At 47.1% G+C, this 20,372-nt stretch carries 18 protein-coding genes and 1 pseudogene; 4 read left to right on the top strand and 15 right to left on the bottom strand.

Going from position 1 to position 20,372, the window contains the following annotated elements:
• The first annotated feature begins 493 nt into the window (after positions 1-493).
• A complete protein-coding gene (locus tag Q4526_RS00555; protein WP_215974757.1) occupies positions 494-1,093 on the top strand; it encodes a hypothetical protein in 600 nt (199 codons plus the stop codon).
• Between the two features lie 8 nt (positions 1,094-1,101).
• Here the strand turns inward: Q4526_RS00555 and Q4526_RS00550 are convergent, their stop codons facing one another.
• The 4 genes and pseudogenes from Q4526_RS00550 to Q4526_RS00540 all read right to left on the bottom strand — a co-directional run bounded on the left by Q4526_RS00550 (position 1,102) and on the right by Q4526_RS00540 (position 5,117).
• Entirely contained in the window at positions 1,102-1,671 is a 570-nt protein-coding gene (locus tag Q4526_RS00550) for a GNAT family N-acetyltransferase (RefSeq protein ID WP_215974756.1), read from the bottom strand.
• A 67-nt stretch (positions 1,672-1,738) separates the two neighbouring features.
• Positions 1,739-2,722, bottom strand: coding sequence for a fatty acid desaturase (locus Q4526_RS00545; protein WP_215974755.1), 984 nt, complete (start codon positions 2,720-2,722; stop codon positions 1,739-1,741).
• 118 nt (positions 2,723-2,840) lie between these two features.
• Positions 2,841-2,981: pseudogene (locus tag Q4526_RS16450) on the bottom strand (IS3 family transposase); the annotation flags it as partial.
• 1,239 nt (positions 2,982-4,220) lie between these two features.
• Positions 4,221-5,117 (bottom strand): AraC family transcriptional regulator, encoded by an 897-nt coding sequence (locus Q4526_RS00540; RefSeq protein WP_215974754.1) that lies wholly within the window; start codon positions 5,115-5,117, stop codon positions 4,221-4,223.
• Between the two features lie 316 nt (positions 5,118-5,433).
• Here Q4526_RS00540 and Q4526_RS00535 point away from each other — a divergent pair, with 316 nt between their 5' ends.
• Positions 5,434-6,270: an oxidoreductase gene (locus tag Q4526_RS00535; protein WP_215974753.1), complete on the top strand. Its 837-nt coding sequence runs from the start codon at positions 5,434-5,436 to the stop codon at positions 6,268-6,270.
• Positions 6,271-6,482: 212 nt separating this feature from the next.
• Here Q4526_RS00535 and Q4526_RS00530 read toward each other — a convergent pair whose 3' ends face one another.
• Complete coding sequence (locus tag Q4526_RS00530) at positions 6,483-6,953, bottom strand: hypothetical protein (RefSeq protein WP_215974752.1); 471 nt, start codon at positions 6,951-6,953, stop codon at positions 6,483-6,485.
• Positions 6,954-7,463: 510 nt separating this feature from the next.
• Here Q4526_RS00530 and Q4526_RS00525 point away from each other — a divergent pair.
• Positions 7,464-8,336, top strand: a complete 873-nt coding sequence (locus Q4526_RS00525) for an integron integrase (RefSeq protein ID WP_215974751.1) — start codon at positions 7,464-7,466, stop codon at positions 8,334-8,336.
• Between the two features lie 24 nt (positions 8,337-8,360).
• Here Q4526_RS00525 and acnA read toward each other — a convergent pair whose 3' ends face one another.
• From acnA to Q4526_RS00495, 6 genes are all read right to left on the bottom strand, one after another.
• Entirely contained in the window at positions 8,361-11,096 is a 2,736-nt protein-coding gene (gene acnA, locus Q4526_RS00520) for an aconitate hydratase AcnA (protein ID WP_215974750.1), read from the bottom strand.
• Positions 11,097-11,322: 226 nt separating this feature from the next.
• Positions 11,323-11,976 (bottom strand): SCO family protein, encoded by a 654-nt coding sequence (locus Q4526_RS00515; RefSeq protein ID WP_215974749.1) that lies wholly within the window; start codon positions 11,974-11,976, stop codon positions 11,323-11,325.
• A 13-nt stretch (positions 11,977-11,989) separates the two neighbouring features.
• Positions 11,990-12,898, bottom strand: coding sequence for a heme o synthase (gene cyoE / locus Q4526_RS00510; protein WP_215974748.1), 909 nt, complete (start codon positions 12,896-12,898; stop codon positions 11,990-11,992).
• A 37-nt stretch (positions 12,899-12,935) separates the two neighbouring features.
• On the bottom strand, positions 12,936-13,961 hold the full coding sequence (locus tag Q4526_RS00505; protein ID WP_215974747.1) for a heme A synthase: 1,026 nt from the start codon (positions 13,959-13,961) through the stop codon (positions 12,936-12,938).
• A gap of 8 nt (positions 13,962-13,969) precedes the next feature.
• Positions 13,970-14,581, bottom strand: coding sequence for a hypothetical protein (locus Q4526_RS00500; protein ID WP_215974746.1), 612 nt, complete (start codon positions 14,579-14,581; stop codon positions 13,970-13,972).
• A gap of 4 nt (positions 14,582-14,585) precedes the next feature.
• Positions 14,586-15,329, bottom strand: coding sequence for an SURF1 family protein (locus Q4526_RS00495; protein ID WP_303609484.1), 744 nt, complete (start codon positions 15,327-15,329; stop codon positions 14,586-14,588).
• A 121-nt stretch (positions 15,330-15,450) separates the two neighbouring features.
• Here Q4526_RS00495 and Q4526_RS00490 point away from each other — a divergent pair, with 121 nt between their 5' ends.
• A complete protein-coding gene (locus Q4526_RS00490) occupies positions 15,451-15,678 on the top strand; it encodes a DUF2909 domain-containing protein (protein WP_215974744.1) in 228 nt (75 codons plus the stop codon).
• Between the two features lie 18 nt (positions 15,679-15,696).
• Here Q4526_RS00490 and Q4526_RS00485 read toward each other — a convergent pair whose 3' ends face one another.
• From Q4526_RS00485 to coxB, 4 genes are read right to left on the bottom strand one after another with little or no spacing between them, the layout of a single operon-like run.
• On the bottom strand, positions 15,697-16,611 hold the full coding sequence (locus Q4526_RS00485) for a cytochrome c oxidase subunit 3 (RefSeq protein WP_215974743.1): 915 nt from the start codon (positions 16,609-16,611) through the stop codon (positions 15,697-15,699).
• Between the two features lie 23 nt (positions 16,612-16,634).
• Positions 16,635-17,231 carry a cytochrome c oxidase assembly protein gene (locus Q4526_RS00480; protein WP_215974742.1) on the bottom strand — a complete coding sequence of 199 codons (597 nt, stop codon included), beginning with the start codon at positions 17,229-17,231 and terminating at the stop codon, positions 16,635-16,637.
• Positions 17,232-17,264: 33 nt separating this feature from the next.
• Positions 17,265-18,815: a cytochrome c oxidase subunit I gene (gene ctaD / locus Q4526_RS00475; RefSeq protein WP_215974741.1), complete on the bottom strand. Its 1,551-nt coding sequence runs from the start codon at positions 18,813-18,815 to the stop codon at positions 17,265-17,267.
• Between the two features lie 10 nt (positions 18,816-18,825).
• Positions 18,826-19,968, bottom strand: coding sequence for a cytochrome c oxidase subunit II (gene coxB, locus Q4526_RS00470; RefSeq protein ID WP_215974740.1), 1,143 nt, complete (start codon positions 19,966-19,968; stop codon positions 18,826-18,828).
• Positions 19,969-20,372 lie beyond the last annotated feature (404 nt).

The raw sequence follows: 20,372 nt of genomic DNA, 5'->3' as shown, positions 1-20,372 counted from the left end.
CGCTTGCGTATATATGCCAAAGACCTATCGTAGAGTGGGCTTACCGTCATACTCAAAATCGGTTAATGTTATTTCACTGTTATTATTGGAAATATTAAATTGCTCTACACTAGCTAGCCGTTGCGTATCTGTTTCAACCACCACCTAGTTGGCCAATACACTCTAACAGGTACATTATTTGGCTAAACTCAAATTGTTTTCTCCTTCACGAGGTATGACTTCGCTCCTTAACTAACGACTGATTTAGTGTTTTCCGCCATCTAAAGACTGACAATATTGTATTCTTTACCTCTAGGTACTATATTTGAAGGATCACTCTAAAACCTGAAATGGGTTGCACAAAAACACAAAAGTCGGTAAAACTCTTATAAGATGGTCGCGTGGGAAACTGGAAAGTGATCACTACAATAATAGTCAGACGTTGCAGTGTTAATTAGCTGTAGCCAATGTGGGTTAAATCAATAACATGCGTATATGCAGGCCTCGGCTAGATTTGCTAGCACTTCTAAGCCTAAGCGCCCGGTCTTTTATTGCCTGGTCGTTATACGCTTGCCGCCTGCGCCAGCCTGCTGCCGTCGTATTACTCTGCATTATTATCATTCCAGCATGGGCTGCAAACCCAACGGTAGAATTAGCGCCTGGACTTTTACTCGCTCCTCCCGACTCTCTAATTATATCCACCATACAACATCCAGACACCAGCGATTCTACGGTTTTGGCTGGCTACTTAAGCAACCAACCAAGTTATTTTATTTCAGCTAGCATGATCAGCGGCTGGAAACGGAATCATATGCTTTGGCGAATATTAGAGCGAAAATTAAAACACCGCAGTTTGTCCAATACAATATCGGTTCTTGATCGTGCCCAATTTTTTACGAATCAAGATGCACAAGTATGGTACAGGGTCTATGAGTTTTCCGAAAATAAAGTAAACCAGCGCGTTGGCTTTTATCTACTTAAACACAATAACGCCATTTATTGGATTACATTATCCATAGTAGACAGTGCCAAAATTGAAGTAGTACTGCCTATTGTGGAAACTATTATAAAGCGCGCACAAGTAAAACCGCTTCTTTTTGACGTTAATCAGTGATTGATTGATTAGAAGTATGAAACATCTTTTTTCCAATATTCCGGTAATTCTTTAAGAGGCGCCCTCATTAGAATAACTCCGGCTGATATTAATTCGTTAGGCATTTGAGCGGTTCGAGCAATTTCAGTAAAATTTAAAACCCTCTTATAAAAAAAACCATTATCAGGGTTCACTGCTATGACAATCTCCTCATAATCTTTTTTAATAATAATTTGTATTGCCTGTTTTAAGAGTTTTTTTATTAAGCTATTTCTTGATCTGTATTCTGGGTGCGTACAGATACGCCAGACATTACATATTTTGTTGTTGTTTTTACGTATCTGTGTCATTTCATTGGGAAAGTATTTATCAGCAGGTGCGCCCAAGTGAATATCTTTTGAAATGCTAATAGTACCCACTATTTTATCTTCTTCTTTAACGAATATCACATCGCTATTGTACCGGTCCTCCAATTGAGGGTACATATTAATAATTCCAGACTCCTGAATTTGCATGTTGCTTTCTAACACCAAGCAATCATGATACAGTTTTTGTACCAAATGGCGTTCTTTATCAGTTTCTACTAATTTAAAATTCATATTGAGTCATATAATTTTGATTAAAGAGTATTGTTACGTTTAAATTACTTTTCTAATTTCAAAAACACTATCGCTTATCAAAATAATGCCCCATTATATCTAAGATCGAACGTTTACGATTTGTTATGGACCATTTAATTTCATTGCGGGTTTTTTCTTCTATTATATACGGAGCAATATTCATTCTTATCTTATCCTCTAAACGAGGAAGCTGATCCCAGGGAACCCAAGGGAACAGATGATGTGGGATATGGCGGTTAAAATTTAACAAAAAAATATTTGACCAAATAGGTACATGCTTGCATGAATGGGACACTAAATATTGCCTAGAGAAATGCAACGGCTTTTCTTCCTTACCTAACAGTGGAGTTTCCGCATGGTGTGGCAAATTAACTAGCTCCTCCAAATAAAATAAAAATATAAGTGCAGGAAGATACCAAAATAATACCGTCACCAAGAGAGAAGTTCTAAACAGTACTATTAGCGCCAGTAGATATAATAAAATATAAAAAATAGAATAATTTCGTTCTTTTTTAAGGGATAGAGAATCATGATTTTTATGAGTGTTTTGAAATGGATCTCGCCAAAGACCGACCCTATCATTTAGTACAAATAGAGGTATCCAATATTTCCAAATCAGCTCTAATTTTCTAGACATATCGTCAGAGAGGACAGAGAAAAACTCAATCGCCCTTTTGTTAGCAGGATCGAGAGTCGGATGCCCTGTATAACGGTGATGTAATACGTGCGATCGCTTTCTTGAGAGATAAGGCATGAAAATCAACCAACTAAAAAAATGCCCCAGAGAATCATTAACCGTACTACTTTTAGATAAAGCATTGTGTGTTGCTTCGTGTTGAAACAAGTAAGTGTGTAATAGAGCTATGGTTAGAAAAAACCAAGATAATATTATATAAACACCTTTCAACTGAAAGAGAAACAAAGAAAATCCAATCAAAAGTAAATCGCACATCCAAATAAGTAAGGTTGCTCTAGACAACCCTTTTCGCGGAAATTGCTTCCTTATTGTATTCCAATTCGACTTTTCCATAAAATTTACTTTGATTTAAATTCAATTCAAGAATTACCATAAATCATAATTCTGTGTTTTTAAAGAAGTTGATCTGGCCCTACAAAATTGGCCTCTTATATTCCCAACCTTCCATGAGCTAATACTCTATCGGCGAGTATTTACTCCATGACTGCAAGCTCACCGTATTGTAGAAATTGTTTATATATCGTTTTAATGCTCGATGCAAATCACGAAAACTCTGAAACCGGACATTCCCTATAAGTTCGCTTTTCAGTGAGTGATGTAATGATCATAAGTGCATCATACAGGACAATACTCACTGTGCGTTATGCCAACACTCGCCCTGCTACCTGTTTACTTTAGATGCCGGCACCGTAGCTCATTTTTCCGTCGGCACATTGAACTCTATTGAATATGCTCATGTTTTACGTGGCTTTTTATATTTTGGCATTCCCACCTTCAGATGAGTTATCTAAAGATGTCCGATAAAGTGGGGCAAGCTCAAGGCGTACTTTTCCTTATTTAGATTTCTTTTTAAAACCTAAACTAAAAATTAGAACACCCAAGCTTATGGTAAAAAAGCTAATACATTCAACCAAGTATCTCCATATCGCTATTTCTTTAATTGTTTCTAGACTAAAAAAATGTCCTATAAATGCATTAAGAAAAGAAACTATAAGGAGACTGAGAAAACCAACAATGGCAAAGTTTATACCTATACTCTTTATTTTCGATCGCAACAGAAATAACGAAAAGAGAGAAATTAGATACGACCCACCAAGAATGACATGTGTAACATTACTAAATATAACTGTACGCTCCAAATCCACTAACAATCCTCTTTAGACTTAACACACAATTTAGAAATTAATAGAATCGAAGCATTACCACTCTAGCCGCACGGGTTTTTGTATGTGGACACTAAAACGACTTATTATATCTCATTTGCTACTGATCATAGTTATACCATGTAAACGCCTCATATTTTATTTCTTTACCTAATGCCAAGATAACGAATGACAGCTCTATATCTGTACTCCCCCTTCTGACAACTGCATATTTAGGTTTATGCGTTTAATATAAATGGCAAACAACCTTTGAATCCGTTCTATTTCGTTATCTTCTTTTTATGAGATTAACCCTAAAGCAGCCCACCGGTTACTTATTTTAATTCGCATTAAAGTCTATAGACTTATAGATACCGGCTCATCTGCAATACCTAACAGCACTGGAGTGGGCAATATGCTATCTTCTAAAAATAGAGATTCTATAAAGTTAAATAGGATCAACTGGGGTACTCACTAATGTATCCACCCACAACCAGCCGATATTCACGATAGGCCTTATGACCAAGATTATTATGTCGTAAATTGGATAAATTGATCGACTCCCTAATAACTCAAGATTCAATGATCCAAGCACATAAAAACGGTTAGTAAAAAGCCATACCAAGCTAAGCCTTTCTAAGCTGTGGGTGTCCTATTTTTTTAAAACCAAGATACGCATCAAACCTTCCTTATCGTGCAGCATTAAACAATTCGCGCAGCTGTCCAGTATGCTTTGTAGGCGGCAATCCAAATAGGCGAACATAGTCTCGGCTGAACTGCGAAGGACTTTCATAGCCGACTCTAAAACCCGCACTGGCGGCATCCAGCCCATCACTAACCATTAACCGGCGGGCTTCGTGCATGCGCAAATGTGTACGAAACTCAATCGGACTCATGGTGGTAATGGCTTTGAAATGTAAGTGGAATGTAGAGCGGCTCATACCCGCGATTTTAGCCGCATGCTCAATACGACATGGCTCGTGAAAGTGATCTCTCATCCAACGGATGGTGCGAGCAATCTGATTCAATCGGCTATCGGCTTGCGCCATTTGTCTGATTAGACTGCTGCCCGGCTCAGTCAGTAAGCGATAGAGAATTTCTTGAATAATAAGTGGAGCAAGCGCATCAATGTCCTCGGGAGTGTCCAGCAAGGCCGCTAGGCGTACCGCGGCGTTGTGCAAGGCAGCAGTGGTTCGGTTGAGTGCCAAACCAGTGGGAGAAACAAATGCCTTAATAGAATGATCTGGGTAGCGAACTGCTAGATCCGATAGCACCCTTTTATCCAAGTCTAATTGTAAGCAGAGATAAGGCTCTGTACTGCTGGCTTCAATGACCGTTCCTACGACTGGCAATTCGACAGAGGCAATCAAATAATTACCAGTATCGTATTGAAAAGTCTTTGTCCCAAGGCATACCTGCTTCACGCCCTGAACAATAAGGCACAGAGTAGGCTCGTAAATCACTGGCATCGACATGCTCGGTGATGATGCACGCAGCAGTTTCAACCCTGGAACAGGGCTGATATGGCTACCGTCCCGTTGAGTGTGGCGGTCGATTAGATCAACCAAAGTCTCAAGTGTATTCATAGAGTCTCATGATACGGCTGCACCCGGCTTTCGGGAAGGAGAAATAGATTATAGTCGGACGATCGTGCAAACAATCCAGACAACAAGAATACCTTCTCCTTCGGCCTTCAATAGAAAATAGCGTCGGCCATAGGTTTTTCGACTCATTAGCCTTCACATTGCAAGTAGGTACATCCGTGTACAAACAGGGTTGTCACAGACAGGTGCCATACAAGTGAATATTCCGATTTCTATCAAATCTTGGGGGGCGTTTGGCACCCTCAACCACCGAGACATCAAATGACAAATTATTCATCACCAAAAGGAGAACCAAGTAATGTCCAGTAAAACATGGTTGATTACCGGTGCGGCTCGTGGCCTGGGCGCTCAAGTCGCACGTGCGGCACTTGCGAGCGGCGACAATGTTGTCGCTACGGCACGCAACGTGGATGCTACGCGTACAGCCTTCAACGAACATACTGAACGGCTATTGTGCTTGCCACTAGACGTCACAAACACCACACAAGCCGATTCAGTTGTGGAGGCCGCCGTTGAACGTTTTGGCGCTATCGACGTATTGGTGAACAATGCCGGCTATGGCCACCTCGGTATTTTCGAGGAATCTTCGGAAGAAGATATACGGCGCCAATTCGATACCAATGTGTTTGGCGTAATACGGTTAACACGCGCGGTCCTACCAGTAATGCGCTGTCAGCGTTCAGGCCATATCATTAACATCAGTTCAATCGGCGGCGAAATAGGATTTGATCTTTGCACGCTTTACGGAATGTCCAAATTCGCTGTAAATGGGTTCAGCATCAATCTAGCTAATGATTTAGCACCTATGGGTATTAATGTCACAGTCGTCGAACCCGGCTATTTTCGTACCGACTTTCTGGATAACAAATCGATACGCTTTTGCGATAACCCTATCGACGATTATGAAGAGGTTCGGAGCAGGGTTGAAGCCACGTACAAAAGCTACAGTCATCACCAACCTGGCGATCCGGTCAAAATTGGGCCAGCGATTGTAAAGCTAGCGAATGCAGATACACCGCCACTGCATCTATTGCTTGGCTCAGATGCGTTGGAAATGGCGCGCAACGGCCTCACCGCGCGACTCGCAGAAATCGATGTGTGGCAAAACCTGTCGGCCTCGACGGACTATGAGTAAACAACGATGTACAAGCACTTCACTTCCCTAGCAGCCTTGCTCGTCACCACACTAATCGGCGGCCGCTTTGCACCTGCCTGGTCGTGCAAGGGAAAGGGAAGCGAAGACAACCACAAACTTGTTAGATCCTTAAGTAGATATAACGCCCGCCACACAGGCGAGCAACATGTTGCGAGTCCAGCACACGTAGTGTGCGGTTGTGCTGGCGCTTGTTAACTGCTCTTATGGTGAACAAGAAAAGGAATCCCGCCTTCAACTTTTTGATATTTCAGATGTTCACGTATTTCATCTCTAATGCTTTCTAGTACCTGGCCCAGTGCTTTCGAAGAAACAATTTTTGGTTGAGGGTCTACTTGTTGGTAGTCAGACTCCCCCCCTGAAATTTCATCTACGATGCTTCTCCATAGATTAATCTGGGTTTCAGTACCGTAAAGCTCGATAGAAGATGAAATCTCAGTCCATAAAGCGGACAGCTCCTCAATAGTTAGATTGCCTACAGCTCTTAGCTGCGTGATATTGAAGTATGCCTGCTCAAGATACTCAAAGCGTTTTTCTTCTCTTAATTTCTCTTTCTCTCGCCACCGAGAAAGGCTACTGAGAATAAACCACCCAATAATTGATATAAGTGCAGGTATGGCCAATTTGGCGATACTTAAAATTTCTATATCTTTTAATATATCCATAATTTAATTATGCAGTTAACAGCTTATTAATGTGCGAGTTGTAAAATGCGCCCGGCAATGTATCACACCCAGAATGCTTTTAGATATGCGCTACAACTCACTGTAATTTATATAATTTCCGTAAATTTGGCGCATTTCGATAGAAAGGTAAAGAAGCCAAATTGAACAGCAGCCGGCAATTTATCATGTTTATTACATCTCGTGAACTTGAGTCTTTAAGCCCATGAAATATCTACTAAATATCACATTTAATGTTGCGCTTTCAGAATCGGAAAGTAAGCCGTCTCATGTTCACCTGCTTGCATAACGGGTGTTTTCACCTATAACTGTCTATAAACACAGCCATAGGAGTCGCTTATGAAGACACCAAACGATATACCCGTTTACGTTTCCCATAAAAGCGTTCGATTTATCGATCAGCTGCGTGGGTTTATTCGATATAGGGGCCTTTCCTATCAAACAGAAAAAACTAATGTGCATTGGGTTGTCAATTTCATACGCTTCAGCTAGTTGGCCCACCCTCTAACGTTGTCTGGGCCAGAGGTCGAGGCTTGGCTAACTCATCTGGTCACCGATCGCAATAACTCGGCCAATACGCAGCGTATCGCCCTAAATGCCATAGTGTTTATGTATCGTGAGTTTTTACGAAAGCCTCTAACGGATTTAAACTTTAAGTACGCCAAGGTGCACCAACGAATACCAACAGTGCTATCAAACGTAGAAGCCCAAGCGATTATTGATCATGCAAAACAACCGTTTAAGCTGATGTTTTCTATTATGTATGGCTCTGGCCTGCGGCAAGCGGAGTGTTTATCTCTACGGTTATTGGATATTGATTTTGACAACCTGATATTACATGTACGGCAAGGCAAAGGGCGTAAAGACCGAACGACTTTGTTAGCACAATCTCTACTGCCAGATATAAAAGCTCAAATAGAGTTGGTAAAGCAGTTACACTGCACCGACCTAAAGAGCGGGTTAGGCAGCGTCTATCTGCCTGATGCTTTATCTAGAAAGTATCCGTCTGCCGCGACTTCGAGCAAATGGCAGTATTTGTTTCCGTCCAGCCGCCCCGGCCCCTGCCCTCGCACGAGGGAAATTAGAAGGCATCACTTACATCATACCGCTGTTACTAAGCATTTACGCAGGATTATGCGTTCACTGGACATTCCTAAACACGTTACCTGCCACACATTTAGGCATTCTTTTGCAACGCGCTTACTTGAGAGTGGCTACGACTTACGCACGATTCAGGAGCTACTGGGGCATTCTGATGTTAAAACAACTGAGATTTACACACACGTCGTAAAGCGCGGAAAGCTAGGCGTTATTAGCCCCATCGATGGAATAAGCGAAGAAAACGCAGGCTATGCTTTCGCATAGCCTGCTCGATACGTCTATTCGTAGTCACCCCGCCAACTGCCTCAGCACATAGTGCAAAATACCACCGTGGCGGTAGTAGTCCCACTCCACTTCGGTGTCGATGCGCACGCGCACTTCAAAGTTAATTTCTTTACCCTCTTTGTGTGCGGTTATGTTTAAAGTTTTGGGTTCGCCTTCAATGGCGGCAAAGTCGAATACTTCTGAGCCGTCCAACCCCAAAGACTCATAACTTTCGCCGTTTTTAAATTGCAGTGGCAGTACACCAAAGCCCACTAAGTTGGAGCGATGAATGCGCTCAAAGCTTTCGGCAATCACCGCTTTAATGCCCAACAAATTGGTACCTTTGGCGGCCCAGTCGCGGCTGGAGCCGGTGCCGTACTCTTTACCGGCCAACACAATCAGCGGGACTTTATCGGCCTGGTATTTTTGCGATGCATCATAAATGCTCATTTGCTCGTCGGTCGGCAGGTAGGTGGTCCAGCCGCCCTCGGTGCCAGGGGCCATTTTGTTTTTTAAACGCACATTGGCAAAAGTGCCGCGCACCATTACTTCGTGGTTACCGCGGCGTGAGCCGTAGCTGTTAAAGTCTTTTTGCTCAACGCCCTGACTTTTAAGGTATAGGCCCGCGGGGCTGTCGGGCTTAATGGCACCGGCCGGTGAAATATGGTCGGTGGTAATGGAGTCACCCACTTTAACCAAGCAACGTGCCTGTTGTATCGCGCCTTGTTCGGGCAGCTGCATGTTCATGCCCTCAAAGTAGGGCGGTTTTTTCACGTAGGTGGAGTCGGGCCAGGTGTAAATGTCGTCATCCGGTACCGGCAGGGCCTGCCAAGCCGGCGTGCCGGCAAATACATCGGCGTATTTTTCGCTGTACAGGCCATCGGTCATGGCGCTGCCAATGGTTTGCGCGACTTCTTGCGGCGTGGGCCAAATGTCTTTTAGATAGACCGCCTTGCCGTCTTGCGAGGTGCCCAGCGGCTCGTTAAGTAAGTCGATGTTCATGTTGCCCGCTAGCGCATAGGCAACCACCAGTGGCGGCGAGGCCAGGTAGTTAGCGCGCACGTCTTGGTGGATACGGCCTTCAAAGTTGCGGTTACCCGATAGCACGCCGGTCACCAACATGTTTTCGGCACGAATAGCGTTTTGAATGGGGTCGGGCAGCGGGCCGGAGTTGCCAATACAAGTAGTACAGCCAAAACCGACAATATTAAAACCCAGCTCGGCCAGCGGCTCTAACAAGCCGGCGTTTTGCATATAGGCGGGCACCACTTGCGAGCCGGGAGCAAATGAAGTTTTTACCCAGGGTTTGCTGGTGAGCCCCAGTGCGCGCGCTTTTTCGGCCACTAAACCGGCCGCCACTAACACTGCGGGGTTGGAGGTATTGGTACAGGAGGTAATAGCGGCAATAACAACGGCGCCGGGTTGCAGGGTAAACTGCTCGCCCTTGTACTCCACCGGCACACCGCCGGTATCGCCCACATTGGTATTGTCGATGGCGGTTTGCCCGCCCTCACTGGCAAAGCGCTCACCATCGCTGGAGGCGAGCACCTTGCCCTGCTCTTCACGCTCTTCGGTTAACAACTGCCGGAAAGCATCTTGCGCATCGGTTAGGGCAATGCGATCTTGTGGGCGCTTGGGGCCAGCCAGGCTGGGCACTACATCGCCCATATCGAGCGTGAGTATGTCGCTGTAATCTGCCACGGGGTCATCGTCGCCACGCCACAACCCCTGAGCTTTAGCGTAGGCCTCTACCAGCTCAATTTGTTCTGCCGTGCGACCGGTGAGCGTTAGGTAGTTAAGGGTTTCATCGTCAATGGGAAAGATACCGCAGGTGGCGCCGTATTCCGGCGCCATATTGGCGATAGTGGCTCGGTCGGCCAGTGGCAAATTGGCCAGCCCTGCGCCGAAGAATTCGACAAATTTACCCACCACACCGTGCTCGCGCAGCATTTGGGTGACGGTCAGTACCAAATCAGTGGCGGTAGCCGAGGGCGGCAGCTCGCCTTTTAGCTCGAACCCGACCACTTCTGGAATAAGCATGGTAATGGGCTGCCCCAACATGGCGGCCTCGGCCTCTATGCCACCCACGCCCCAACCGAGTACACCGAGGCCGTTAATCATGGTGGTGTGCGAATCCGTGCCCACCAAAGTATCGGGGAGCGCCAGTCGCTCGCCGCCCTGCTCTTCCACCAACACCGTTTTGGCGAGGTATTCCAAATTGACCTGGTGGACGATACCGGTACCGGGCGGCACCACTCTAAAGTTAGAAAAGGCCTGCTGACCCCAACGCAAAAATTGGTAGCGCTCGTTGTTGCGCTGAAATTCAATTTCGGTATTTTTGGCCAGGGCGTCGGCTGAGCCGTAATAGTCCACCATTACCGAGTGGTCAATGACTAAGTCCACCGCCCCCAGCGGATTAATTTTGGCCGGGTCGCCTTTTAGTTCGCGCATAGCCGCGCGCATGGCGGCTAAATCGACAACGGCTGGAACCCCGGTAAAATCCTGCAACACCACGCGCGCGGGGGTAAAGTTAACCTGTTCGCTGGCCTCATCAGAGCCCTGCCAGCGGCACAGGGTGTGTATGTCTTGTTCGCTAACGTTTTTACCGTCTTCTTTACGCAATAAATTTTCTAACAGTATTTTCAGACAAAAGGGCAACCGATCGAGATTGTACTGATCGGCCAGCGCTCCTAAATGAAAATAGCGGTAGTCTTGACCTGCGACCGTCAATGTAGATTTGGCATTAAAGCTGTTTTTCACCTGAACCTCCCCGGCTGAGTTGTATTACTTGGCGCTTACTTTCCAGTTAATAAAGCAAAGAACGCGCCGCCACGTTTATCTATTAAGCGTAGGGCCAGATGGGCAGTTTTGCGAGTCGGTAGTGGCTTAAACGCCTATGGTTTTGTAAATCAGAGAAGATTTTGCAAGATTCGCCCACCCGGCAGCCGCGCTAACTTAACTGGCTAGCGCGGCTGCCGGGGCGAGGTTAGCCGTCGAAGCTTTGGTAAATGGAGCTAAAGGTCGCTTTGAGTTTGGCCAACTCGAAGGGGGGCTTAAAAAAACCGTGGTAATCACCACGCGGGTTAATAATCACAATATTACCGGAGTGATCGACGGTGTAATCATCGCCTTGGGTGACTTTGCTAAAGGCAACATTCACTTGGTTGGCAAAGCGCCGCATGGTTAAAAACTCACCGGTTACGCCGATAAAGTCGTCACCAAAGTACGCCACATACTCTTTCATAATGGCGGGGGTATCGCGCGCGGGGTCTAAACTAAACAGCATAACTTCGGTATCGGCGGCAATGGGTTCAGGCAGTGCGCCCATTAAGCGCGACATTTCGGCCATAGTTGTGGGGCAAATGTCCGGGCAATGTGTAAACCCGAAAAACAACAGCGACCAATGGCCTTTAAAATCATCTTGGGTGAATGTCTCGCCATTTTGATCGAGTAGTTCAAAGGCCTCAAAGCGGCGCGGCTGTTCAAAAATCAAAGCGCCATTGATACGCAACTCGTCATTACTCATAACCCGTGGGGTGACAAGTTTATTCACCACCAGCGCCACGGCAGCGGCCATAAACACCACACAGGCGAAAATTGTCCAGCGTATGTTACGGGCAGTATTTTGCGTATCACTCATGCTATTGACTCCGTTAAATTCCCAGCGGATGGGTAGGCAACAGATAGTGGTCGGCCAACATCACCACAAATAATGCCATTAAATAAATGATCGAGTATTTAAAGGTCTCCATCCCCAATCCTTCGCGCTTGCTGACCATTAACATAAACGACCAGTATAAAAATCCCGCGCCTAATATGAGCGTGCCAATCAAGTAGATCCAACTCATCATGCCGGTAATAAAGGGCAGTAAGGTCACCAAAATCATAATGATGGTGTATAGAAAAATATGCAGCTTGGTGTATTTTTCGCCGTGGGTAACCGGCAACATAGGGACACCCGCTTTGGCGTAATCGTCTTTGCGGTGCAAGGCCAAAGCCCAAAAATGCGGGGGCGTCCAAGCAAATATGATGAGCACTAATAACAATGCGTGGCCATCGAGCGTACCGGTTACGGCCGTCCAACCCAGCAGCGGCGGCGCGGCGCCAGCAATACCGCCAATAACAATATTCTGCGGTGTGGCGCGCTTTAAAAACAGCGTATAAACCAAAGCGTAACCGAGCAACGACACCAAGGTTAAGACGGCCGTCAGGGTATTGATGAATATCACCAACAGCGCCATGCCCAGCGCGCCAATCACACCGGCAAATACCAGAGCCTGCATCGGCCCGACCCGCCCTTTGGCAACCGGGCGATTGTGAGTACGTGCCATTTTCTGGTCGATGCCTTTATCCACCAGGTGGTTGACTGCCGCTGCCGAGCCCGCGCACAAAGCAATACCCAGGTTGCCAATAATCAGCACATGCAAAGGTACCATACCAGGTACCGCCAATAGCATGCCGATAACCGAGGTTAGGATCATTAACATAACCACTTTGGGCTTGGTTAATTCATAATAATCGCGCCAGCTGGGCGATTGTTCAACGGCTTGGGTGTGGCTCATGCAGCAGTTACTCGTTTATTCATTTATGGGTTTTCACTTACTGTGGTATCGCTACTTTGGCTGTATAGACACGGTGCGTCAAGGTTACCATGCACAGCAACAATAAAGCGCCTACAGCATTGTGAGCAACAGCAATGGCCAGCGGTAAGTGAGCCATTACATTAGTGATGCCCAAGGTAATTTGCGCGGCCAGAACCGTGGCCAACACCAGCCCCATTGGACGCGCCACTCGCACCTGCAATAAGCGGCGCAACAGCAGTAATAACGTTAAGGTCACCACAATAGCCCCGAAGCGGTGCGCCATATGAATAGCCGTGCGAGCATCGCCTTCCAGCAGCCCACCTAAGTAATTGGGGCCGATAGTTTGCGTTAAATTAAATCCGCGCACAACATCCATTTCTGGCCACCATTGGCCGTGGCATGTTGGAAAGTCGGTACACGCTAGAGCGGCGTAGTTAGAGCTGGTCCAACCACCTAATGCAATCTGTAGGGTAACCAATACTAACGCCAACACAGTTAAGGGCTTGAGCGATTGTAGTGTTAGGTGCTGTTGGGTCACCCAGCGCCAAGGTCCCAAGCGCTGTACCAATAACCAGAGCAAGCTTAAAGTGGCAAAACCGCCCAAAAGGTGTGCGGTGACGATTTGTGGCCATAGCTTTAGTGTTACCGTCCACATACCAAAGGCGGCCTGAATTATCACCAACACCAGCAAACCAACTGTATGCCAACGTGGCACTTCTGTACGGGTTTTACTGGCCTTGCGCCAGGTTACAATGGTTAAGCCCAAAATCAATAAACCGAGCGCTCCGGCAAAATGGCGATGAACCATTTCCGGCCAGGTTTTATCATGCTCAACCGGCGACTCAGGAAAAAGTGCTTCGGCAGCTTCGACATGATCGGCCGTTGTCGGCCAGGTCAGGTGGCCATAGCAACCGGGCCAATCTGGACAGCCCAGCCCGGCATCCGCCAGTCGGGTAAATGCGCCGAGCACCACGACTAAAGAGGCCAGCGCGGTGGCCAGTAGTGCTATTCTAAATCCCCACACCCATCTTTCATTAGTCATCGTTCGCCCTAATCTTCGTATGACGTTTTCAACATCTTTTTAATATCTTTTAACAGCTCACCGCCTTGGTCGTCGCGGTGATATGCCATCATTAAATAGCCTTCTTGATCCATTAAAAAATATCGGCCTGCTTTCACGCTATTGTCTGCAAAGTTGGTGGCAGCTAATGCCGAGTTAAATTCTGTATTGGCAACCTGCATGACTCGCAGCTTTGGATGCTCTTGAGCAATATGCTCGGCCAATTCAGGCGATAAATCATCGTCCAGTAATAAATAAATACGCTCCACCCGACGCGCTTTTTCATTCAAGCGAATATGTACTTGGCGTGTTACGTAAAGATTCTCCATACATATCGAGTCACACTGGGCATGGCCAGGTATCACATAGCGCCAGCGTTTTTCTTCGCTTTTAATGTCCCACTCGGCGCCATCGGATAAACGCGGAGTCAGCTCACTTAACAATTGCGGAGGCTGTAATAAAACACCTTTATTGACTGTGCCCTGGGGCATGCCCCAACCGGTATGGTAAATGGTATAAGCCGCAACCATGGGCAATGCAACCACTAACATCAGCAATACTGCTTGAATTTGCCCCCGGCGTTTACTTTTTTTAGCAGACATAGTCTTATTTTATCTCGTTGTTTTTTCTGTATTGCCACACACTGGCAATATTGGTATTGGCAATCATAGAGAGCACGAATAACGCCAAGGCCATCGCGAACCACTGCACCGCATAGCCGGTGTGCTTGCTAGATTTCATATTCACGGCCTTCCACTCGGTACGCAGGGCTCCAACACTGGCCGAATCAATATTTAAATAATACGATCGGGCTTGCTCACTCGTACCCAGCATTTCTTGTGGTGCAATTTGAGTAATAATTTTTGGCCACTGTTCCGAGTGACTTTTGGCACTCAACATTGGGTGATCCGATAGAGCTGCCACCGAAGCAAACACGGTGTGTTCCCCGATCAATGGCTCAATACTGGGTATTTGCTCACGCTTGGCCGGTGCTTGCACCCAGCCCCGATTGACCAAGACTTCAAATCCATTGGTTAATCGTAGAGGTTGCACCACCTCATAACCCACACGCCCTCCGCGTTGTCGGTTGTCCACTAACCATATTCGATTATTATCAAACCGGCCTCGGGCAATGACACGTGTATAGGGCGCCAGTTGAGTTTGCCAGTCGAGGTTAATGGGCGCCTGAGTTTGTCGTGCATTGAGTGCCGCTTCTATGGATCGTTTTTCCTCGGCACGACCCAGCTGCCAAACACCCAGTGAAATGAGCGCTGGTAATAATACTAACGACAATATCACCAGAGGGATATTGGGCGTGAATTTTAACTGGGGTGATGGTGTGGGTGTCACAGTGATACCTACTTGTGCTGCGATCCCGAGCCGGGTTAATCCGTAGGTGACTATTGCCAGTGGCAGGGGTATGCTGCCCGTTCCCAATAACACGAATTAGGGCGATTTTCAGGATTTTGCTATGTGGTTGAAAATTATCATTCTCATTTTATTTGTTGGCGTCGTACTCAGCTTGAGTGCGGGCCTAAATTTTTTATTGCGCGATGCCGGTGTTCCCGATTCTAAACGCACACTCTACTCGCTGGGCGTGCGTATAACGCTGGCGGTACTGATGATGATCTGCGTCGGTTACGGTTTTTACACCGGTATTCTTACCGATAGCGCACCCTGGGATCAGCATTTACGCTAACCCCAGGGCATTCAATCTTTAACCAAATACGTACACGGCAAAGAACAAGCCGACCCAAACGACATCGACAAAGTGCCAGTACCAACTGGCCGCTTCAAAACCAAAATTATCGTCGGGCTTGAAGTGGCCTTTGGTGACCGATCGCAACCACATAATCAGCAGCATCATGGTACCCATGGTGACGTGTGCACCGTGAAAACCTGTCAGCATAAAGAAAGTGGAGCCGTAGATGCCAGACTCAAGCGTTAAGCCCAGTTCGGTATAGGCGTGAATATATTCTTCCGCTTGTAATATTAGGAAGATAACCCCTAACAATACGGTCAAGCCCAGCATAATATTAAACTGCTTACGCTTGTTGTTTTTAATAGCGGTATGGGCAAAATGTACCGTCACACTGGAGGTCATCAAGATAGCGGTGTTCCAAAATGGCAGCCAGCTTAATAAGCCGCCAAAGCCTGGCCAGCTCATATTCTGCTCTGGGCCTTTGCGCAGAGCCTCTTCGCCGTTAACGGCCATGTCGGGGGTGGTCATCAGCGGCCACTGGGCTTCAAATCCGGGCCACAGTAATTCACTGCTGGCACCGCCATCACCTTCACCGGCAAGCCAAGGCACTGCCAGAGTGCGAATATAAAACAAGGCGCCAAAGAAGGCGGCAAAAAACATAACCTCGGAAAAGATAAACCAGCCCATGCCAATAACATAGGATTGTTTTAGCTGCGGGCTGTTCTTTCCTGCCATATTTTCGCTAATGACAATACTGAACCAATTCCATAATACGGCGGCAAACATTAAGCCACCGGCAAAAAATAGCCAGGTGCCATAGGAATTACCATTTATCCAATTGGCCGCACCAAATACCGTTAAAAACAGGCTAAAACTGGCAAAAATCGGCAGCTTACTCTGTTCCGGTACGTAGTAGGTTCCTCCACTCATAATTCTACTCCCCGCGCAAAATGTTATTGTTCTGCGGTTAATGTTACTGGCCCTGCTTCGGCCATGCTTAACAACTCTTCTTTGCTAAATCGGTCGGTGGCATCAAACAATGTATAACTTAACGTAATTGTTTTGATGTATTCGGGCAGGTCTTGATCGACGATAAAATACATCGGTAGAACTGCTTCGGTACCGGCCAACAGCGCCTGTTGGTTAAAACAAAAACACTCTGTTTTGTGAAAATAACTGGCCGCTTTGTATGGAATCAAAGAGGGTACGGCCTGCCCGATCATATCTCTACCGGTGGTGTTTTTTGCCAAGTAGTTAATCCGCGTTTGTTCACCTGGATGAACCGTCACGGTTTTCACTTCTGGGCCAAACTGCCAGGGCATTCCCTCATTGTTGGTGGCGACAAACTGTATCTTAATTTCACGGCTGGTATCGATTTTCACATCCACCGCTTGATACTGATCGCCGGTTTTTCCATTTAAACCTGTTATTTCACAAAACGCATCGTACATTGGCGGCATAATGAAGATTGCAAAAACAAACATGAAGCTGACGATAGCGGTTAGTTTCACCGTTAATCGGGTATTGGGATTTTCCGGCAACCACTTCATGTTTATTTCTCAACCGCGCGCCTAGGCGATGGGTTATTTCAACTCCGGTGGTGTTGAAAAGGTGTGGTAAGGCGCCGGTGACGCAACTGTCCACTCCAAACCTTCTGGGTTTTCCCACACTTCGTCGGTGGCTTTTTTGCCCGAAACGATGGTTGCAATGACGTTGTACAAGAACATTACCTGAGCGGCACCAAACAAGAAGGCACCCACTGAAGAGATCATGTTCCAGTCGGCAAACATCATGTTGTAATCGGGAATACGACGCGGCATACCCGCTAAGCCCGAGAAGTGCATAGGGAAGAAGGTGACATTCAGGCCGATAAACGCCAGCCAAAAATGCATTTTACCCATGGTTTCGTTGTACATGTTGCCGCACCACTTGGGCAGCCAGTAGTACACGCCGGCGGTGATCGAGAAGATCGCACCGGGCACCAGAACATAGTGGAAGTGAGCGACCACAAAGTAGGTATCGTGATACTGGAAATCCGCCGGCGCTATGGCAAGCATCAGACCCGAGAAACCACCAATGGTAAACAAAATCACAAAGGCAATTGAGAACAACATCGGCGTTTCAAAGGTCATGGCGCCGCGGAACATGGTCGCCACCCAGTTAAAGATTTTCACCCCGGTAGGTACCGCAATCAGCATGGTCGCCCACATAAAGAAGAGCTCACCGGCGATGGGTAAGCCCACGGTAAACATATGGTGCGCCCAAACTACAAAGCTCAAAAAGGCAATGGCGGCTGTGGCATACACCATAGAGGCGTAACCGAACAGTGGCTTGCGCGCGAAGGTTGGGATAATCGCGCTGACAATACCGAAGGCCGGCAAGATCATGATGTACACCTCGGGGTGACCGAAGAACCAGAACACGTGCTGGAACAGAACCGGATCACCACCACCGGCGGCATCAAAGAAGCTGGTGCCGAAGTGGATGTCCATTAACATCATGGTGACCACACCAGCCAGCACGGGCATTACCGCGATCAGCAAGAAAGCCGTGATTAACCAAGTCCAAACGAACAGTGGCATCTTCATGTAGGTCATGCCAGGAGCGCGCATATTGACGATGGTGGCGATGATATTAATGGCCCCCATAATCGAGCTGGCGCCCATGATGTGCACGGCAAAAATAAAGAAGGTCACCGAGGGGGGTGCGTAGGTGGTGGACAGTGGTGCGTAGAACGTCCAGCCGAAGTTGGGTGCCCCGCCTTGCATAAACAAGGTGGACGACAACATGGCGAACGCGAACGGCAGAATCCAGAAGCTCCAGTTATTCATACGTGGCAAGGCCATATCTGGCGCGCCAATATGCATAGGAATCATCCAGTTTGCCAAGCCAACAAAGGCGGGCATCACTGCACCGAACACCATCACTAAACCGTGCATGGTGGTCATTTGGTTAAAGAAATTCGGTTCAACGATTTGCAGCCCGGGTTGGAACAACTCGGCGCGAATCACCAGGGCGAATATGCCACCCAAAAAGAACATTGCAAAACTGAACCACAAGTACATGCTACCGATGTCTTTGTGGTTGGTGGTATACAACCAGCGCGTAATACCTTTTGCGGGACCGTGAGCCATTGTCTACCTCCTATTTGCCCTGTTTATGATTATAAATATCGAGCGGCTGAGCGAGATCGCCCATGTTATTTGCCCAAGCATTACGTTCGTAAGTGACGACGGCGGCAATGTCGACTTCTGACAACTGCTCGCCAAAGGCCTGCATGGCCGTACCGGGAACACCATTCACTACTACATCAATATGTTGTTCAATCGGTCCGACCGTAATGCCTTCTTTCAAACTAGGGAAGGCACCCGGAACCCCTTCACCACTAGCCTGGTGGCAAGCGGCACAAGAGCGGTTATACACTTCTTCGCCTTTGGCGTAGAGCTCATCAAAGGTAAAGGTTTTTTCGGTCAGCTCGGCTAGGGCGGCAGCGGCGGCTTTTTTCTCTTCCAGCCAAGCGCGGTAGTCAGCTTCGGATTTAGCTTCCACCACAATCGGCATAAAGCCGTGATCTTTACCGCACAATTCAGCGCACTGGCCTCGGTAGACACCCGGCTCTTCGATCACAGCCCAAGATTCGTTGGTATAGCCTGGAATCGCATCGCGCTTAACACCAAAAGCCGGCACCCACCAGTTATGAATGACATCGTTGGCAGTGACGATAAAGCGGACTTTTTTATCCACGGGCAACACCAGAGGCTCATCCACCTCAAGTAGATAATTGGGGTTTTTCTCGGCAAAACCGGTGATTTCGTCGCGCGGGGTGGAGAGGTTACTAAAAAAGCTAACGTCTTCGCCTAAAATTTCGTATTTCCAGCGCCACTGATAACCGGTGATCAATACATCCACTTGTGACTCGGAAGTATCGTAGAGTTCGATTAGGGATTTTGAGGCGGGGATGCCCATGGCGATTAGAATTGCGAATGGAATTGCCGTCCAGGTAAGCTCAAGTATTGTGCTTTCATGGAAGTTGGCGGGTTTTACACCCCGAGACTTGCGATGTACAAACATGCTGAAAAACATGATGCCAAACACAACCACACCGATGCCGACACACCACCAGAACATCAGCATATGAAGTCCGTGTATGTCTTGACTGACCGGCGTCACCCCCCGGGTCATATTGAACTTCAACTGCTCAGTTTGCTCTGCTAGCACCCAGTTGGATGACAACAGCACCGCGAAACCAAGCAACCAGGCACAAAGGCCACGTGCTGTTTTCAACATTGCCCATCTTCTCCGTTTAGTTTCATTATGCTTATTATTAGGCAGGCACATTCGTTGCCTGCATGATTTTACTGCTCGTGAGTGGCCTAGATCACGGTATGCTAGCCAGCCACACAGCCAAACACTTTATGCGGAGTGACCGCCACAAGTGTTTTTATTTATAGAGCCTGTCACTCTTATACCAGAGGCACAACCTGCACTAATCCTGCGCCACTAACTTAGTAGCAACTGATTAAGAGCCGCCTATAGACAGCTGAGACGCGGTTAAATGTTACCCAAACGAGAACCCAACCCAGCGGGTTGTGGTGACAAGCCACCACTCGTTTATTAGGAGCAACTAAACGAGACTCCAAGCGCCTTAAACACAGTCACAACAGTATTTACTGAAACAGTAGATACTGGGC

Origin of the sequence: Gilvimarinus sp. 2_MG-2023 (assembly GCF_030547685.1) — a bacterium.
In the GTDB taxonomy this organism is placed as follows: domain Bacteria; phylum Pseudomonadota; class Gammaproteobacteria; order Pseudomonadales; family Cellvibrionaceae; genus Gilvimarinus.
This window is presented reverse-complemented; position numbering and strand designations above follow the sequence as displayed.

What these genes read in the sequence shown, in the direction of transcription:
- Q4526_RS00535 (WP_215974753.1), top strand. Translation starts at nt 5,434, where the DNA reads ATGTCCAGTAAAACATGGTTGATTACCGGTGCGGCTCGTGGCCTGGGC.
- Q4526_RS00480 (WP_215974742.1), bottom strand. Translation starts at nt 17,231, where the DNA reads ATGAAGTGGTTGCCGGAAAATCCCAATACCCGATTAACGGTGAAACTA.
- coxB (WP_215974740.1), bottom strand. Translation starts at nt 19,968, where the DNA reads ATGTTGAAAACAGCACGTGGCCTTTGTGCCTGGTTGCTTGGTTTCGCG.
- Q4526_RS00490 (WP_215974744.1), top strand. Translation starts at nt 15,451, where the DNA reads ATGTGGTTGAAAATTATCATTCTCATTTTATTTGTTGGCGTCGTACTC.
- Q4526_RS00540 (WP_215974754.1), bottom strand. Translation starts at nt 5,117, where the DNA reads ATGAATACACTTGAGACTTTGGTTGATCTAATCGACCGCCACACTCAA.
- Q4526_RS00545 (WP_215974755.1), bottom strand. Translation starts at nt 2,722, where the DNA reads ATGGAAAAGTCGAATTGGAATACAATAAGGAAGCAATTTCCGCGAAAA.
- Q4526_RS00500 (WP_215974746.1), bottom strand. Translation starts at nt 14,581, where the DNA reads ATGTCTGCTAAAAAAAGTAAACGCCGGGGGCAAATTCAAGCAGTATTG.
- Q4526_RS00530 (WP_215974752.1), bottom strand. Translation starts at nt 6,953, where the DNA reads ATGGATATATTAAAAGATATAGAAATTTTAAGTATCGCCAAATTGGCC.
- Q4526_RS00505 (WP_215974747.1), bottom strand. Translation starts at nt 13,961, where the DNA reads ATGACTAATGAAAGATGGGTGTGGGGATTTAGAATAGCACTACTGGCC.
- cyoE (WP_215974748.1), bottom strand. Translation starts at nt 12,898, where the DNA reads ATGAGCCACACCCAAGCCGTTGAACAATCGCCCAGCTGGCGCGATTAT.
- Q4526_RS00550 (WP_215974756.1), bottom strand. Translation starts at nt 1,671, where the DNA reads ATGAATTTTAAATTAGTAGAAACTGATAAAGAACGCCATTTGGTACAA.
- Q4526_RS00515 (WP_215974749.1), bottom strand. Translation starts at nt 11,976, where the DNA reads ATGAGTGATACGCAAAATACTGCCCGTAACATACGCTGGACAATTTTC.
- Q4526_RS00485 (WP_215974743.1), bottom strand. Translation starts at nt 16,611, where the DNA reads ATGAGTGGAGGAACCTACTACGTACCGGAACAGAGTAAGCTGCCGATT.
- ctaD (WP_215974741.1), bottom strand. Translation starts at nt 18,815, where the DNA reads ATGGCTCACGGTCCCGCAAAAGGTATTACGCGCTGGTTGTATACCACC.